Consider the following 16543-nt stretch of genomic DNA (forward strand, 5'->3'; position numbering starts at 1 on the left):
CGAGCCCGGCGATCATGCGCAGCAGAGTGGACTTGCCGCAGCCCGAGGGCCCGACGAAGACGCAGAACTCGCCGTCCTCGACGGCCAGGTCGACCTCGTGGATCACCTGCGCCTCGCCGAAGCGCTTCACCGCCCGTTCCAGGGTCACGCCGGTCATGTCGGTGGTCTCTCCTCCCTGCGGGCCCCGGGCGGCCCCTCCCTCAGCCCGGAAACTGCCAGGCCTCGACGGCCCGGGCGATCTCGGCGGCGGTGCGGGTCAGCGCGGGGCGATGCCGCGCCAGGCCCTCCAGCGAGCCGGACCGCGTCGAGGCGGTGATCGACAGCCCCCCCATCACGCGGCCCGTCGACGACAGCACCGGCACCGCGAGGCAGACGATGCCTGGCTCGTGCTCCTCGCGGTCGAAGGCGACGCCCTCGGCGCGGATGCGGTCGAGCTCGTCGCGCAGCCGCTCCGGCGTGTCGAGCGTGGCGGGCGTGTGCCGGTAGAAGCTCTGCCGCGCGATCGCGTCCTCGCGCTCGGCCTCGGGCAGGTGTGCCAGCATCGCCTTGCCGACGCCGGTGCAGTAGCCGGGGCCGACCTTGCCCGCGTCGGAGAACATCTCGACCGGCCGCCGCGCGTTGCGCTTGTCGACGTAGAGGACCTGCCCCTCGGAGAGCTGCGCGAGGTGGATCGTCTCGCCCGTCTCCTCCGACAGAGCATCGACGAAGGGGCGCGCGACGGGCCCGAGCGAGCTCTGCGCCCAGGCGGCATGCGCCAGCCTGACGAGGCGCATGCCCGGGGCGTAGGTCTGCCGGTCGGGATCGTAGGCGAGCATGCCCTGGCTGGCGAGGGTGCGCAGCAGGCGGTGCAGCGTGGCCTTGGGGTGGCCCGAGCGCGCGAGCAGGTCGGTGAAGCGCAGGGGACGGCCGGCAGCGGCGACCATGTCGAGCAGGTCGAGCGCCTTGCCGACCGTTCCGGCAGGGCCCGGGCCTTCGGGCGTGTCGTCCGCGCGGCGGGCGCGCGCCTGCATCTCCATCCGTTCCTCCCCGCGGGCCTTCCAGACCATGCCTCGCGACACGGTCCGGCCCGCCTCTCGCCCGCTCGAGCAGGACTCCGACGCGGCTGTTGACAGCGCTAGCGGCTCGGGCGCATGGTTTCAATAGTTGAGATGGGTTTCCGTTATTCGGAACTTCTCGTCAACAACCGGGGCGGGAAAGCCCCGGACGCCATAAAGGGAGCCAAAAGGGAGGAGCCCCCGATGACCACCCCCAGCACGCCGCTCGCGGCGGCGCTCGCGCTGTCGACCGCGCTGGCCGCCGCGCCCGCGCTGTCGCAGGACAGCGCGCTCTCCGGCACGCTGACCATCTTCTCCGACATGTCGAACCCCGCGCCGCGGGCGGTGATGGAGGACATGGCCGCGCGCTTCGACGAGATGCATCCCGACCTCGAGGTCGAGCTGACGATCATCGACCGCGAAGCGTACAAGACGCAGATCCGCAACTTCCTGACGGCGAACCCGCCCGACGTGGCCAACTGGTATGCCGCCAACCGGATGCGCCCCTACGTGGCGGCGGGCCTGTTCGAGGACGTCTCCGACCTCTGGGCAGAGCCCGAGATCGCCGAGAACCTCGCCTCGACGAAGGGCGCGATGACCCTCGACGGCAAGCAGTGGGGCGTGCCCTATACCTACTACCAGTGGGGCGTCTATTACCGCGAGGACATCCACGAGGACCTGGGGCTGGAAGAGCCCGAGACGTGGGAAGAACTCAAGGCCAACTGCCAGGCGCTTCTGGATTCGGGGCGCAAGTGCTTCGCCATCGGCACCAAGTTCCTTTGGACGGCCGGGGGCTGGTTCGACTACATCAACATGCGCACCCACGGCTACGACTTCCACATGGCGCTGACGAACGGCGAGGTCGAGTGGACAGACCCGCGCGTGCGCGAGACCTTCGCCAACTGGCGCGAACTGATCGACATGGGCGCCTTCATCGACAACCATCAGTCCTATTCGTGGCAGGAGGCGCTGCCGTTCATGGTGAACGGCGAGGCGGCGGCCTACCTGATGGGCAACTTCGCGGTGGCGCCGCTGCGCGAGGCGGGCCTCGGCGACGACCAGCTCGACTTCTACCAGTTCCCGGCGATCAATCCCGATGTCGAGATGGCCGAGGACGCGCCGACCGACACGTTCCACATTCCCGCCGGCGCCGACAACAAGGAGGCGGCGCGCGAATTCCTGCGCTTCGTCGTCTCGGCCGACAACCAGACGCGCATCAACGCGGGCGACGCGCTGGGGCAGCTGCCGGTCAACTCCGCAGCCTCGATCGACGACGACGAGATGCTGCGGCAGGGCTTCGAGATGCTGTCCGAGAACAGCCCCGGCGGCATCGCGCAGTTCTTCGACCGCGACGCGCCGGCCGAGATGGCCTCGGTCGCCATGGAGGGCTTCCAGGAGTTCATGGTCTTCCCCGACAATCTCGACGCGATCCTCGACCGCCTCGAGACCGCGCGCCAGCGCATCTACTGAGGCGCCGCCCCTTCGCGGGAGGACCGCCACGACAGCCGGGGCCCGCACGGGCGGGCCCCGGACCCCAGAGGCGCGGGAATGCTTCCATGACCACGGCGACGCTGCCAGACACCCACGCCGACCGCGGCCGAGGCACGTGGATCCGGCGCAACCGGCAGATGCTGGCGCCGATCCTGTTCCTCGCGCCGGGCGTGCTGTTCTTCCTGCTCTACGTGATCTTTCCGATCGTCGAGAGCTTCCAGATCTCGTTCTACCGGTGGGACGGGCTGGGTGAGCCGCAATTCATCGGACTCGAGAATTACGGCGAGCTCGGCAGCGACCCTGCCTTCGAGACCTCGCTCTGGAACAACCTCAAGTGGCTGGTGCTCTACCTGCTGGCCATCCCCGGGGGCCTGTTCATCGCGCTGTTCCTCAACCAGACGGTGACGGGCATCCGCATCTACAAGTCGCTGTTCTTCTTTCCCTTCGTGATCAGCCAGGTCGTCGTCGGCCTCGTCTTCACCTGGTTCTACGACCCCACGTTCGGCCTGTTGAACACCATGCTCGAGGCCATCGGCCTGGGGCCCGTCAACGTGCTGGGCGATCCGCGGCTGGCGACCTACGGCATCATCCTCGCCGGCCTCTGGCCGCAGGTGGCCTATTGCATGATCCTCTACCTCACCGGCCTCAACGCGGTGGACCCCGAGCAGGTGGAGGCCGCGCGCCTCGACGGCGCCAAGGGCTGGCGGATGCTGTGGTTCGTCATCATCCCGCAGCTTCGGCCGGCCACCTTCATCGCCTTCGGCGTCACGATCATCGGCGCGCTGCGCTCGTTCGACCTGATCTCGATCATGACCAACGGCGGCCCGTTCGGCTCCACCCGCGTGCTCAGCTTCTACATGTTCGAGAAGGCGCTCGGCGAATACGGCTTCCGCATGGGCTATGGCGCGGCCATCGCGGTGGTGCTCTTTCTCATCATGCTCGTCTTCATCGCCTATTTCCTGTGGTCGATGTGGCGCGACGAGCGGGAGGCCCGGAAAGGATGACCGCGGCCAGCGCCTTCCGCGACCGTGTCAACGCCGTCGCCGGAGCGCTGCCCGGCGCCGAGTTCACTCACCCTTTCGACGGCGGCCACGACGCGTGGACGGTGGGCGGCAAGATGTTCACCTGCATCGGCGCGGTGACGCCGGGCGTCGCCGTCAAGACGCCCGATGTCGAGACCGCGCAGATGCTGATCGAGGCCGGCGCGGCGGCCCGTGCCCCCTACTTTCACCGCTCCTGGGTGCAGGTGCCGGAGGACGCGAGCGACGACGAGCTCGCGCACCGCATCGCCGTCTCCTACGACACGGTGCGCGCCGGGCTCACGAAGAAGGCGCAGGCCGCCCTGCCGCCGCGCGACGCGGAGGGAGCCGCCTGATGTTCCCCGCGCCCATCCAGACCCGCCCGCGCCCGGCGCAGATCACCTACCAGTCGATGCTGCCGCTCGCGCTGATCCTGTGGCTGCTGCCGCTGCTGGCGGTCGCCTTCTTCTCGGTCAAGCCCGCGGTCGACTTCACCGCCGGCAACTACTGGGGCCTGCCCAGCACGTTCGCCGGGCTCGAGAACTACGGCAAGGTGTTCTTCGAGAGCGACATGCCGCGCTACCTGCTCAACTCGGTCCTGATCACGGTGCCCACCGTGATCGGCGCGGTGGCGCTGTCGTGCATGACGGGCTTCGCGCTCGGGGTCTATCGCTTCCGCGGCAACCTGTGGATCTTCTTCATGTTCGTGGCGGGCAACTTCGTGCCCTTCCAGATCCTGATGGTGCCGGTGCGCGACCTGACGCTCGATCTCGGCCTCTACAACACCAAGACCGGGCTCGTGCTCTTCCACATCGCGTTCCAGACCGGCTTCTGCACGCTGTTCATGCGCAACTTCATCCGCGCGCTTCCCTTTGAGCTGATCGAGGCCGCGCGGGTCGAGGGGGTCGCCGAGTGGCGCATCTTCTGGTTCGTGGTGCTGCCCCTGATGAAGCCCGCCATCGCGGCGTTGTCGGTGCTGATCTTCACCTTCATCTGGAACGACTACTTCTGGGCGATCGTTCTGACCCAGGGCGCCGACACCCAGCCCGTCACCGCCGGGATCACGTCGTTCAATGCGCAGTATCGCGCCGCCTACCACCTGATGAGCGCGGGCAGCATCGTCGCCGCGCTGCCGCCCGTGGCGATGTTCTTCCTGATGCAGCGCCACTTCATCGCCGGCCTCACCCTCGGAGCCGTGAAATGACCGAAGCCGCACATGCCCCCCGCATCGCCTTCATCGGCGCAGGCTCCACGATCTTCATGAAGAACATCGTGGGCGACGTGCTGACCATGCCCGCCTTCGAGGGCGCCACCGTCGCCCTGATGGATATCGACGACGCCCGCCTGGAGGAAAGCGCGCTCGTGGCGCGCAAGCTGGTCGCGGGATCGGGCGGCGCCGCCCGCGTCGAGGCCACGACCGACCGTCGCCGCGCGCTCGCCGGCGCCGATTTCGTCGTTACCGCCTTCCAGGTCGGCGGCTACCGGCCCTCGACCGTCATCGACTTCGAGGTGCCCAGGGCGCACGGCCTGCGCCAGACCATCGGCGACACCCTCGGCGTCGGCGGCATCATGCGGGCCCTGCGCACCGTGCCCCATCTCTGGGCCGTCGCCGCCGATATGGCCGAGCTCTGCCCCGAGGCGACGCTCCTGCAATACGTCAACCCGATGGCGATCAACACCTGGGCGCTGGCCGAGCGCTTCCCGCGGCTCAAACAGGTCGGCCTCTGCCACTCGGTGCAGAACACCGTCGCCGAGATCGCCCACGATCTCGACCTGCCCGCGGCCGAGATCCGTCACCGGGTTGCGGGGGTCAACCACGTGGCCTTCTTCCTCGAACTCTCGCATGACGGCCGGGATCTCTACCCCGGCCTGCGCGAGGGCTGGCGCGCGGGGCGCCTGCCGAAGCCGCCGCTCCTGATGCCCCGCTGCGAGAACCGGGTGCGCTACGAGGTGATGGACCAGCTCGGCTGGTTCTGCACCGAAAGCTCCGAGCATCTCGCCGAATACGTGCCCTGGTTCATCAAGCGGGGTCGCCCCGACCTGATCGAGCGCTTCGCCATCCCGCTCGACGAATATCCGGCGCGCTGCGAGGAGCAGCTCGCCAGCTGGTCCGACGAGGTGCGCGCCCTGCGCGAGGCCGACCGGATCGCGCATGAGAGATCGCACGAGGTCGCCGCCGACGTCATGCACGCCATCCTCACCGACACGCCCCTGCGCGCCTACGGCAACCTGCCGAACCGGGGGCAGGTGCCTCAGCTACCCCGTGGCGCCGCGGTCGAGACGCCCTGCCTCGCCGACGCGACCGGCATACAGCCGACGACGGTCACCGATATCCCGCCCCAGCTCGTCGCGCTCATGCGCACCCAGATCAACGTGCAGGAGCTCGTGGTGAGGGCGCTGATCGACGAGGAGCCCGAGCACATCCACCACGCCGCCATGTTCGACCCGCACACCGCCGCCGAGCTCGACCTCCGCCAGATCCGCGCGCTGGTGGGCGAGTTGCTCGCCGCCCACGGCGACACGATCCCCGCCTGGGCCCGACCCCGCCGCGCCGCCTGAACCAACCGCCCATCACGGGCCCAGCCCACGCCACCCGACCCGCCACCCGCCGACCGACCGCGCACACACCTCCCCCGCCAGGCCCCTCGCCCCCATCATCCTGGCGGAAATACTCCGGGGGGCGCGGGGGGCTGGCCCCCCGCTTCCGCCCCTGCCGGTGGCGCCGACAGGTGGCGGATGCCCGCCGCACGCAGCCGAAAGGAGACGACATGCAGACCACCGCCACACATCCCGACCTCGACGGCGCCTCCGTCCTGATCACCGGCGGCGGCTCCGGCATCGGCGCCGCGCTGACAGAGGGCTTCCTGCGACAGGGCGCGCGGGTGGCCTTCCTCGGCCGCTCCGACGCCAGCGCCTTCGTCGGCGAGATGGAGCAGGCCACCGGCAACCGTCCCCTCTTCCTGCAATGCGACATCACCGACATCCCCGCGCTCGAGCGCGCCATCGCTCAGGCGGCCGAGGCGCACGGGCCTGTTCGCACCCTCGTCAACAACGCCGCCAACGACCAGCGCCACGCCACGCTCGAGACCGACGAGAGCTTCTGGGACTGGTCGCAGTCGATCAACCTCAAGGCCCAGTTCTTCGCCGCCAGGGCGGTGCTCCCCGGCATGCAGGCGCTGGGCGGCGGCTCGATCGTGCAGGTCACCTCGATCAGCTACATGATGGGCAACGCCGGCTACCCGGTCTATGCCACCGCGAATTCCGGGCTGAACGGGATGGTGCGCTCCCTCGCGCGCGAATTCGGTCCCGACGGCATCCGCGTCAACGCCCTCGCGCCCGGCTGGGTGCTCACGGAAAAGCAGCTCGAGATGTGGGCCGACGAGGAGAGCCTGAAGGCGCATATGGACAGGCAGTGCCTCAAGGAATACCTCAAGCCCGCCGACATGGTCGGCCCTTGCCTGTTTCTCGCCTCCGCGGCGAGCCGGATGATGACGGGGCAGGCGCTGGTGATCGACGGCGGCGTCGTGGTGACCGGCTGATGGCTCGCGGCAACGGCCCCAGCGGCAACGGCCCCAGCGGCAACGGGCGCGAGAGCAGCGCGAGAGGCGGCGGGGCCGCAGGTGACGGCGGCACCGGCGCTGCGGGGCAGGGCTGTGCGACGCCGCGCGCCCTCGTTGACTGGACCGGCCTCGACTGGATCGGCGTCGACTGGGGCACCTCGCACCTGCGCGCCTGGGCGATCGACGGCGAGGGCCGGGTGCTCGCCCGGCGCGATTCGGGCGCCGGCATGGGCACGCTCGCGCCAGAGGGCTTCGAGGGCGCACTGCTCGACCTGATCGGAGATGCGTTGCCCGCCGCGGGTCGCGTCCCCGTGCTCTGCTGCGGCATGGCCGGCTCGCGGCAGGGCTGGGCCGAGGCGCCCTACATGGCCGTGCCCTGCGCGCCGCCCTCGGCCGCGCAGGCCGCCCGCGGCCCCGCCCGCGACCCCAGGCTCGACGTGCGCCTCCTGCCGGGGCTGAAGCAGGCCCGCCCGGCAGACGTCATGCGCGGCGAGGAGACGCAGATCGCCGGCGCGCTCGCCGCCGAGCCGCGCTTCGACGGGGTGATCTGCCTGCCCGGCACCCACACCAAGTGGGCGCAGGTGAGCGCGGGAGAGGTCGTCAGCTTCCGCACCTTCCTGACCGGCGAGATGTTCGCCCTGCTCTCGGGGCAATCCGTCCTGCGCCACACCGTCGCCGCCGAAGGGTGGGACGGCGCGGCCTTCGCCGAAGCGCTGGCCGAGGGCATGGCCCATCCCGCCCGGCTCGGCGCCGACCTTTTCGGCCTGCGCGCCGCGGCGCTGCTCGAGGGGCTCGACCCGGTCGTGGCCCGCGCGCGCCTGTCGGGCCTGCTCGTGGGAATGGAGCTCGCCGCCGCGCGCCCCTACTGGCTGGGGCAGGACGTGGCGATCGTGGGCACGGGCGGCGCTGCGCGCGCCTATGCACAGGCGCTGCAGCTCCAGGGCGCTGCCTCCCGCACCCTCGATGCCGAGGCGGTCACCCTCGCAGGGCTCGCCGCCGCCCGCCTCGGCGCACGGACGGGCGTGTCGTGATCGCGTGCCGCCCCGTCCGGACCGGCGCCGCTGCCGGACTCGCTCCGGCGCCCTGCCGGCCGGCCCGGGCGTGCGCCGGTCCACGGGCCCGAAGATCGCCCGCGCCCGTCCCACCGGCCCGCGTCCCACCGGCCCGCGTCCCAACCGCCCGCGTCCCAACGGCCCGCGTCCCGCCGGCCCGCGTCTCACCGGCCCGCGTCCCGCCGACACCCCGCATCCCGCCGGCACCCGTCTCTGCCACGTCCGTCCCACCGGCACGCGTCTTGCCTGCGCCTGCGTTGCCCGCGCCAGCCAAGTTCGCGTCCGTCCTGCCCGCGCCCGTCCTGCGCGCACCGGCTCCGTCAACGCCCGGCGCCCGGCTTCTTTCTGTTCCAAATACGCACGACCCGCTCTCCGCCCGCGCGGGCTTTCGCACATCCCGTCCCGCCCGCCCCGCCTCGAGTAGGCCGATCCGGGCGGGCGGCCGGATAACCGGAGGGGCACGACCATGACCCGCAATCTCATCGCCATTCTCCGCGGCCTGACGCCCGACGAGGCCGAGCCCGTGGCCGCCGCCCTGATCGCGGCGGGAATCACCCGCATCGAGGTGCCGCTCAACTCGCCCGACCCCGTCACCTCCATCGCCCGCATGGTCGCCGTCGCGGGCGACCGGGCGATCGTCGGCGCGGGCACGGTGCTCGACACCGGCCAGGTCGCCCGGCTCGAGGAGATCGGCGCCCGCCTCGTCGTCTCGCCCGATTGCAACCCGGCCGTGATCGAGGCGACCAAGGCGGCGGGCATGCTCTCCTATCCCGGCGTCTTCACCGCGACCGAATGCTTCGCCGCCCTGCGCGCCGGCGCCGACGGGCTCAAGCTGTTCCCCGCCTCGCTGATCGGGGCCGAGGGGCTGAAGGCGCTGAACGCGGTGCTGCCGCCCGAGGTGCCGGTCTATGCCGTGGGAGGCGTCGGCGCCGCCGATTTCGCGGCGTGGCGGGCGGCGGGTGCGGCGGGCTTCGGCATCGGCTCCGCCCTCTACGCGCCGGGGCGGCCGGCGGACGAGGTGCGCCGCCGCGCCGCCGAGCTCGTCGCGGCCTGGGACGCGAGCGAGGTGGGCGGCGCGTGAGCGCGGTGATCGTCGGAGGCCGCGAGCGCGCGCCCTGCGCGGGACGGGTGTGCCGGGCGGGTAGCGTGGGCGCGCCCTGCGCCGCCGCGCGGCATCTGGCAGGCATCTCCGGCGCGAAGGTCGGGGCGGGTTCCGGCATCGGCCCGGCCCGCCGCGGGGCGAGCCGGTCGGTCGAGGCCGGCGCGATATCCGGCGCCGTGCCGGTCGCCGCGCGGGCCGAGAGCGAGAGGGGGGATGCATGACGGCAGACATCTTCAGCGAGACGATCTGCGAGCTGGGCGAGGGGCCGCTCTGGCACCCCGAGCGGGGGCAGCTCTTCTGGTTCGACATCCTCGGTCGGCGGCTGCTGACCCGCGAGGGCAAGCAAGAGCGCCAGTGGTCCTTCGATGTGCCCGTCTCGGCCGCAGGCTGGATCGACCGCGACCGCCTGCTCGTGGCCTCCGCCCGCGCGCTGATGGTCTTCGACCTGTCCACCGGCACGGCCGAGGAGCTGTGCCCGCTCGAGGCCGACGATCCGGTCACGCGCTCGAACGACGGCCGCGCCGACCCCTGGGGCGGTTTCTGGATCGGCACGATGGGCCGCGGGGCCGAGGCGGGCGCGGGCGCGATCTACCGCTGGCACGGGGGCGAGCTGCGCCGCCTCGTCTCGGGCATCACCATCTCGAACGCGATCTGCTTCGCCCCCGACGGCTCTTGCGCCTACTGGGCCGACACGCCCGCCCGCCGCATCCTGCGCCAGCCGCTCGGGGCAGAGGGCTGGCCCGAGGGCGCGCCGGAGGTCTTCGTCGACGCGACCGGCGCCGAATGGGGCCCCGACGGCGCGGTGACCGACGCCGAGGGGGCGCTGTGGAACGCGCAATGGGGGGCCGGACGCGTGGCGCGCTATTCGCCCCGCGGAGAGCTGCTCTCGACCTGGGAGGTGCCGACGCCGCAGGCGAGCTGCCCCGCCTTCGGCGGCCCCGACATGACCACTCTTTTCGTGACCACCGCCGCGGAGGGGGGCGAGCCTGCGCCCGCCGGCTGCACCTTTTCCATAAGGACCGGCATCGCCGGTCGCCCCGAGCCACGGGTGCGGCTGTGATCGCCGGCGGATCGGCGCGCCGCAAGGCTCTTTCAAGAGCCTTGGCAACGCGCTTGCAAGCGCGTTGTCGGCGCCCTTGCCCGGGCGCCTTCGCCATCCCCGGCCGGCAAGAGGGACGACAGCCATGAACCGCACGCTCGGCTGCTGCTACTACCCCGAGCACTGGCCGGAGGAGGTCTGGGCCGAGGACGCCCGCCGCATGGTCGAGGCGGGGCTGACCTGGGTCAGGATCGGCGAATTCGCCTGGTCGCGGCTGGAGCCCGAGCCCGGGCGCCTCGACTGGGGCTGGCTCGACCGTGCGATCGACATCCTCGGTGCCGCGGGCCTCCGCGTGGTGCTCGGCACGCCCACCGCCACGCCGCCCCGATGGATGCTGACCAGGCACCCCGACATGCTGGCCGTCGACGCCGAGGGTCGGCCGCGCCGCTTCGGCTCGCGCCGCCACTACTGCTTCAGCCATCCCGGCTACATCGAGGAGTGCCGGCGGATCGTGACCCTGCTCGCCGACCGCTACGGACGCCACCCGCATCTCGCCGCCTGGCAGACGGACAACGAATACGGCTGCCACGACACTGTGCTCTCCTATTCCGATGCCGCGCGCGAGGCCTTCCGCGACTGGCTGCGCGCGCGCTACCCGGGCGGGGGCAACGACGGCGACATCGCTGCCCTCAACGCCGCATGGGGCAACGTCTTCTGGTCGATGGAATACGGCGATTTCGACGAGATCGACCTGCCGAACCTGACCGTCACCGAGCCGAACCCGGCCCATGCGCTCGCCTTCCGCCGCTTCGCCTCCGACCGGGTGGCGGCGTTCAACCGCGCGCAGGTCGAGATCATCCGCGCCCGCTCGGACGCGCCGATCGTGCACAATTACATGGGCCGAGAGACGGCGTTCGACCATTTCGCCCTGGGCGCCGACCTCGACATCGCCTCGTGGGATTCCTACCCCCTCGGCTTCCTGGAGGATCGCGCGGGTGCCTCCGCCGAGCGGCAGCTGCGCTACATGCGGCAGGGCGATCCCGACTTCCAGGCCTTCCACCACGACCTCTACCGCGCCGTGGGGCGGGGCCGCTGGTGGGTGATGGAACAGCAGCCGGGGCCGGTCAACTGGGCGCCCTACAACCCCGCGCCGCTGCCGGGCATGGTGCGCCTCTGGACGTGGGAGGCCTTCGCCCATGGTGCCGAGGCGGTGCTCTACTTCCGCTGGCGGCAGGCGCCCTTCGCGCAGGAGCAGATGCATGCGGGGCTTCTGCGCCCCGACAGTGCCGACGCTCCGGCGCTTGCCGAGGCGCGCGCCGTTGCAGGCGAGCTGGCCGAGGCGGGCGCGGTGGCGCCGGTGCAGGCGCCGGTCGCGCTGATCTTCGACTACGCGTCGTCCTGGGCGTGGGAGGTGCAGCCGCACGGCGCGGGGCTGTCGTATTTCGGGCTGGTGCTCGACCATTACCGGGCGCTGCGCCGCCTCGGCCTGTCGGTCGACGTGCTGCCGCCCGACGCATTCCTCGACGGCTACCGCATGGTTCTGGCGCCGGGACTGATCCTGATGGACGAAGCGCTGAAAGACCGGCTGGCCGCGTGCGGGGCCGAGGTGCTGGTCGGCCCGCGGGCGGCTTGCCGGGGCCCCGACATGGGCATCCCGCTGCCCCTGCCGCCCGCGCTTCCGGGCCTCGACGCGACCGTCACGCGGGTCGAGAGCCTGCGGCCCGATGCCCCGGTGCCGCTGTCGGGCGGCGGCGCGCTCACCGGCTGGCGCGAGGATCTCGCAGGCGCAGCCGAGGTCGTGCTCTCGGACGAGGGCGGCGGGCCGGTCGCGCGGCGGTCGGGGGGGCTGACCTACATGGGGGGCTGGGGCGACGCGGCGGCGCTGGCGCGGCTGGTGCGCGGGATGGCCGAGCGCGCCGGCGTGCCGGTGCGCGATCTGCCGCCGGGGGTGCGGGTGCGCGAGACCGGGGCGGAGCGCTTCTGGTTCAACCATGGGCCGGAGAGCGTCGACTGCGACATCGGCATGCTGCCCCCGGCAGCGGTCGTGCGCGAAGGCCTCTGAGGCCGGGCTCCGGCGGCACCGGAGGACGGGGGCGCTGCCCCCGGTCGCCCCTGGGGGGGCGACTCCCCCGGGATATTTCGAGCAAGAAGAAGTCGGGGCGGCACGAGGGGAGGGGACCGGGTGCCCTTGCCCGGGTATGGACCCCATGCTGCGTGCGTGGTCCACTGGGCGGTGCCGTGGTGGGGCATGCCGTGCCGGCGCGTGCCGGGCCCGTGCGGGGCTTGGCGTGACGCGACCAGGTGCCGGGGCCAGGGGGACAGCGGCGGGCGAGGCATGGGCGCAGGATCTGGACAGGGCGGGCGAGGCGGCGACCGTGAGGGACGCAGGGGCCGGTCGGTGACTCTTTCGGACGTGCGCGGGGCGCGTGCCGCGATCATGGGCGTGGCCGACGGCACGCCGCTCGTGCCCTCGCCGTTCCTGTCCGGCGTCGCGGGAGCGGAGGTGCTGCTGAAGCTCGAATCCATGCAGCCCATGGGCGCGTTCAAGCTGCGTGGCGCGCTCAACGCGATCCGCGCCCTGCCCGGGGGCGCGCCGGGCGTCGTCTGCTGCTCGACGGGCAACCACGGGCGGGCCGTGGCCTGGGCGGCGCGGGCGCAGGGCCTGCGGGCGGTGGTGTGCCTGTCGACCCTCGTGCCCGAGGCGAAGGTGTCCGGCATCCGCGCGCTCGGGGCCGAGCTGCGCATCGTCGGCCGCAGCCAGGACGATGCACAGGAGGAGGCGAGCCGCCTCTCGGCGGCCGGGGGGCTCGTCGAGATCCCGCCCTTCGACGACCCGGCGGTGATCGCGGGGCAGGGGACGATCGCGCTGGAACTGATAGAGGCGCGGCCCGATCTGCGGACGCTGCTCGTCCCGCTGTCGGGCGGGGGGCTCGCCGCCGGTATCGCAGTGGCGGTCAAGGCCATCGACCCCTCCATCCGGGTGATCGGGCTGACGATGGATCGGGGCGCGGCGATGCACGCCGCCCTCCGGGCCGGCCGCCCCGTGCCGGTGGAGGAGGTGGCGAGCCTCGCCGATTCGCTCGGCGGGGGGATCGGCCTCGCCAACCGCCACACCTTCGCGCTGTGCCGCGAGTTGCTCGACGAGGTGGTTCTCGTCGGCGAGGACGAGATCTATCGCGGCATGCAGGCGCTCTACTGGGAGGACAGGCTGGTGGCCGAGGGCGCCTGCGCCGTGGGGGTGGCGGCGTTGCTCTCAGGGCGGCTCGCCGGCCTCGCGGCGCCGATCGCCACGATCGTCACGGGGCGGAACGTCGACATGGGGGTATTCACCCGCGTCGTGACGGGGCAGGACGTGACGCTGGGAGCGCATTTGGTGAGGGGGCGCGCATGGGACACGACATCCGCATCGTGACGGAGGCCGAGCTGCGCGCCGCGATCGCGCTCGACCTCGGGGCGGTCGACGTGATCGAGGGCGCCTTCGCCGCGCTGGCCCGTGGCGACGTGGTGATGCCGCCGGTCTTGTCGATGGAGCTCGCCGCCGCGAACGGCGAGGTCGACGTCAAGACGGCGTGGATTCCGGGCCTCGACAGCTTCGCGCTTAAGGTCTCGCCGGGGTTCTTCGACAACCCGAAGCTGGGGCTGCCCTCGCTGAACGGGCTGATGATCCTGTTGTCGGCGAAGACGGGGCTGGTCGAGGCGGTGTTTCTCGACAACGGCTGGCTGACCGACCTGCGCACGGCCGCCGCCGGGGCCGTCGCCGCGCGCCACCTCGCGCCCGCGCGGGTGGAGACGGCGGCGGTGCTCGGCACCGGCGTGCAGGCACGTCTGCAGATGCGGGCGGCGCACCTCGTGCGGCCGTTCTCGCGGCTGCTGGTCTGGGGGCGCGAAGCGACAAAGGCGCGGGCCTGCGCCGACGAGTTGGGCGCGGCGCTCGGCGTCGAGGCGCGGCCGGTCGCGGACGCGGCCGAGGCGGTGCGCGCGGCCGACCTCGTCGTCACCGCGACCCCGGCGCGCGCGCCGGTCCTGCGGGCGGAGTGGCTGCATCCGGGGCTGCACGTCACGGCGATGGGCTCCGACCAGGCGGGGAAGGGCGAGCTCGGTCCGCTCGCTCTCTCCCGCGCCGACCTTTACGTGGCCGACCGGCTGGCGCAGGCCGAGGCCATGGGCGAGCTGCGCGCGGCCCGTGCGGCGGGCGCGGCGCCGGAGACCCTGGCCGAACTGGGCGAGATCGTCACCGGCGCGCGCCCGGGGCGGCGCCATGACGGCCAGATCACCATCTGCGACCTGACGGGGACAGGCGCACAGGACACCGCGATCGCCACCCATGTCTTCGCCCGGCTCGGCGATACGGGGACGGTCGTGCACGCCTGACGGGCGCGCGTCGGCCTCTCGGCACGGGCAGGCCCCCCTCCCGCCGCGCGATGGGCCGAGGGCGAAGCGCCCGCCGGAGCGGGCCGTCATCGCTTGCGGCCGCGGCGCCGGCGCCTGCACGGCAGTGGGCGGCGGGCGTGCCCGACATGACGGCCGGGCGCGAGGGGAGCGTGAAGCGGCCAGCAGGGGCGCTGGGCAGGAGAGGCCGCGCCGCAGCGGTCGGGGGGGCGGCTTGAACCGCGCCGGGCGGCCGTGCAGGGTGACCGCCTCACGAATGGAGGATGCCATGCGGCCCTCAGCCGAACGCGACCCCGACCCGGGCGCCCTGCCGCCCCATCGCCGCCGCCGATGACGTTCGCGCTTCCCGACCGGTGGCTGTGGGATTCGTGGTATGTCCGCGACGGCGATGTCTGGCACGGCTACTTCCTCGAGGCGCCCAAGGCGATCGGCGACCCCGAGCAGCGGCACTGGAACGTCTCGATCCACCACGCCACCAGCCCCGACCTTGTCGCGTGGACGAGTCTGGGCACCTGTTTTCGCCCCGCCGAGGGGCCGGCCTGGGACGACGGCACCACCTGGACGGGCTCGGTGGTGCGGGGCGACGACGGGCGGTGGCACCTGTTCTACACCGGCACCAGCCGGGCCGAGCGATGCCTGAAGCAGCGGATCGGCCACGCCGTCAGCGACGACCTGCATGCGTGGGAGCGGGTCGGTGACGGCCCTGCGCTCGATATCGGCCCGCCCTACGAGGAACACGACCCGGCGCGCTGGCACGACCGCGCCTTCCGAGACCCCTGGGTGATGCGCGACCCGCGCGGCGCAGGGTGGCTGATGGTCTTCACCGCGCGCCGGGGCGACGTGGCCGATACGCGCTCGGCGGGCGCCATCGGGCTCGCCACCTCGCCCGACCTCTTCGAGTGGCGGCTCGAGCCGCCCGTGTTCACCGGGGGCTTCGGCGAACTCGAGGTGCCGCAGGTCTTCGAGGCGGGCGGGCGGTGGGTCTGCCTGTTCTGCACCGGTGCGCCGCACTGGTCGCAGGAATCGCGCGACGCGCTGGGTATCGCGCAGACCGGCACGCATTACCTGCTGTCCGACGACCCGCGCGGCCCCTGGACGATCGCACCGGGGCCACTGCTCGACGCCGCGCCCTTCCCCCGCCGCTACGCCGCCCGGGTCGTCGAGACGGAGGCAGGGCTGCGCCTGCTCGGCTTCCGCTGGTTCGACCGCGAGGGCGGCCCCTTTGTCGGGGCCATTTCCGACCCCGAGCCTGTCGAGGTGCTCGAGGGCGGCCTGTTGCGCCTCGCCGGGGACCAGCCCGCGCGACCGGCGGGCCCGGGCGCAGGAGGCTGACGGGCGCGACCCGTGCGGGTGAGGCCGTCACGACTTCTGCCGCCGGCTCGACAACGGTCCCGTGCGCCGCGCGGCCGGGCTGGCGATGGCCCTGCCCGGCCGTGAGGTGAAAGCGACGCAGCGTCGGCAGGCCGACATGGCGTACGACGCCCCGTCAGATCGCCATGGCGCGGGCGTGCTGGCGGATAACGGATGGGCGGGGCGAGGCGATCGGCGTGCCGCCCGCCGCGCCGGCTCTGGCGGCCGTGGTCTTCGCCGCCACGGGCGCGCGGCTGCGCGCGGTGCCGTTCCGCAAGGCGGTCTGGTTCGTCTGGGCGACGAGCCCCTTCGGCTCCCGGGCCGGGCCCGGGATGCGCCCCACCGGCTGCCGCGACACCGCGCCGCTGCCGGCCTTCCCACGACCGGGGCCCGGGTGCCTCTTATCCTTACAGTTGGTCACCCGCGGTCTGCGGTCGGTGGTGGCGTGCCACTCCGCCCCATCATCCTGGCCCAAATACTCCGGGGGAGTCGCCCGGAACGGGCGAC

The 16543-nt window shown here is 72.6% G+C and carries 15 protein-coding genes; 13 read left to right on the top strand and 2 right to left on the bottom strand.

Features of this window, described 5'->3' with window-relative positions; genetic code table 11:
* On the bottom strand, positions 1 to 157 hold a 157-nt coding region (locus tag DLJ49_RS17495), incomplete at its 3' end, for an ATP-binding cassette domain-containing protein (protein WP_147277336.1).
* Between the two features lie 43 nt (positions 158 to 200).
* Positions 201 to 1016 carry an IclR family transcriptional regulator gene (locus tag DLJ49_RS17500; RefSeq protein ID WP_233489178.1) on the bottom strand — a complete coding sequence of 272 codons (816 nt, stop codon included), beginning with the start codon at positions 1014 to 1016 and terminating at the stop codon, positions 201 to 203.
* Between the two features lie 222 nt (positions 1017 to 1238).
* Here DLJ49_RS17500 and DLJ49_RS17505 point away from each other — a divergent pair, with 222 nt between their 5' ends.
* From DLJ49_RS17505 to DLJ49_RS17570, 13 genes are all read left to right on the top strand, one after another.
* On the top strand, positions 1239 to 2504 hold the full coding sequence (locus tag DLJ49_RS17505; RefSeq protein ID WP_115394842.1) for an ABC transporter substrate-binding protein: 1266 nt from the start codon (positions 1239 to 1241) through the stop codon (positions 2502 to 2504).
* A gap of 86 nt (positions 2505 to 2590) precedes the next feature.
* Positions 2591 to 3529, top strand: a complete 939-nt coding sequence (locus DLJ49_RS17510; RefSeq protein WP_115394843.1) for a carbohydrate ABC transporter permease — start codon at positions 2591 to 2593, stop codon at positions 3527 to 3529.
* On the top strand, positions 3526 to 3900 hold the full coding sequence (locus tag DLJ49_RS17515; protein WP_115394844.1) for an MmcQ/YjbR family DNA-binding protein: 375 nt from the start codon (positions 3526 to 3528) through the stop codon (positions 3898 to 3900). Before DLJ49_RS17510 ends, DLJ49_RS17515 begins: the two co-directional genes overlap by 4 nt.
* A complete protein-coding gene (locus DLJ49_RS17520; protein WP_115394845.1) occupies positions 3900 to 4748 on the top strand; it encodes a carbohydrate ABC transporter permease in 849 nt (282 codons plus the stop codon). Before DLJ49_RS17515 ends, DLJ49_RS17520 begins: the two co-directional genes overlap by 1 nt.
* On the top strand, positions 4745 to 6103 hold the full coding sequence (locus DLJ49_RS17525; protein ID WP_115394846.1) for an alpha-glucosidase/alpha-galactosidase: 1359 nt from the start codon (positions 4745 to 4747) through the stop codon (positions 6101 to 6103). Before DLJ49_RS17520 ends, DLJ49_RS17525 begins: the two co-directional genes overlap by 4 nt.
* A 209-nt stretch (positions 6104 to 6312) precedes the next feature.
* Positions 6313 to 7083, top strand: coding sequence for an SDR family NAD(P)-dependent oxidoreductase (locus tag DLJ49_RS17530; RefSeq protein ID WP_115394847.1), 771 nt, complete (start codon positions 6313 to 6315; stop codon positions 7081 to 7083).
* Complete coding sequence (locus DLJ49_RS17535) at positions 7083 to 8135, top strand: 2-dehydro-3-deoxygalactonokinase (RefSeq protein WP_115394848.1); 1053 nt, start codon at positions 7083 to 7085, stop codon at positions 8133 to 8135. Before DLJ49_RS17530 ends, DLJ49_RS17535 begins: the two co-directional genes overlap by 1 nt.
* A 487-nt stretch (positions 8136 to 8622) precedes the next feature.
* Positions 8623 to 9237: a 2-dehydro-3-deoxy-6-phosphogalactonate aldolase gene (locus DLJ49_RS17540; RefSeq protein ID WP_115394849.1), complete on the top strand. Its 615-nt coding sequence runs from the start codon at positions 8623 to 8625 to the stop codon at positions 9235 to 9237.
* A 238-nt stretch (positions 9238 to 9475) separates the two neighbouring features.
* The gene (locus DLJ49_RS17550) at positions 9476 to 10318 is read left to right on the top strand and encodes an SMP-30/gluconolactonase/LRE family protein (protein WP_115394851.1); all 843 of its coding nucleotides are present in this window, start codon (positions 9476 to 9478) and stop codon (positions 10316 to 10318) included.
* A gap of 124 nt (positions 10319 to 10442) precedes the next feature.
* Positions 10443 to 12359 carry a beta-galactosidase gene (locus DLJ49_RS17555; protein ID WP_115394852.1) on the top strand — a complete coding sequence of 639 codons (1917 nt, stop codon included), beginning with the start codon at positions 10443 to 10445 and terminating at the stop codon, positions 12357 to 12359.
* 336 nt (positions 12360 to 12695) lie between these two features.
* Complete coding sequence (gene eutB / locus DLJ49_RS17560; protein WP_255566800.1) at positions 12696 to 13709, top strand: hydroxyectoine utilization dehydratase EutB; 1014 nt, start codon at positions 12696 to 12698, stop codon at positions 13707 to 13709.
* Positions 13685 to 14668 carry a cyclodeaminase gene (locus DLJ49_RS17565; protein WP_115394854.1) on the top strand — a complete coding sequence of 328 codons (984 nt, stop codon included), beginning with the start codon at positions 13685 to 13687 and terminating at the stop codon, positions 14666 to 14668. Before eutB ends, DLJ49_RS17565 begins: the two co-directional genes overlap by 25 nt.
* 348 nt (positions 14669 to 15016) lie before the next feature.
* Positions 15017 to 16018, top strand: a complete 1002-nt coding sequence (locus tag DLJ49_RS17570) for a glycoside hydrolase family protein (protein WP_115394855.1) — start codon at positions 15017 to 15019, stop codon at positions 16016 to 16018.
* Positions 16019 to 16543 lie beyond the last annotated feature (525 nt).

It is taken from the genome of Rhodovulum sp. 12E13 (assembly GCF_003340565.1).
Lineage (GTDB): Bacteria > Pseudomonadota > Alphaproteobacteria > Rhodobacterales > Rhodobacteraceae > HLUCCA09.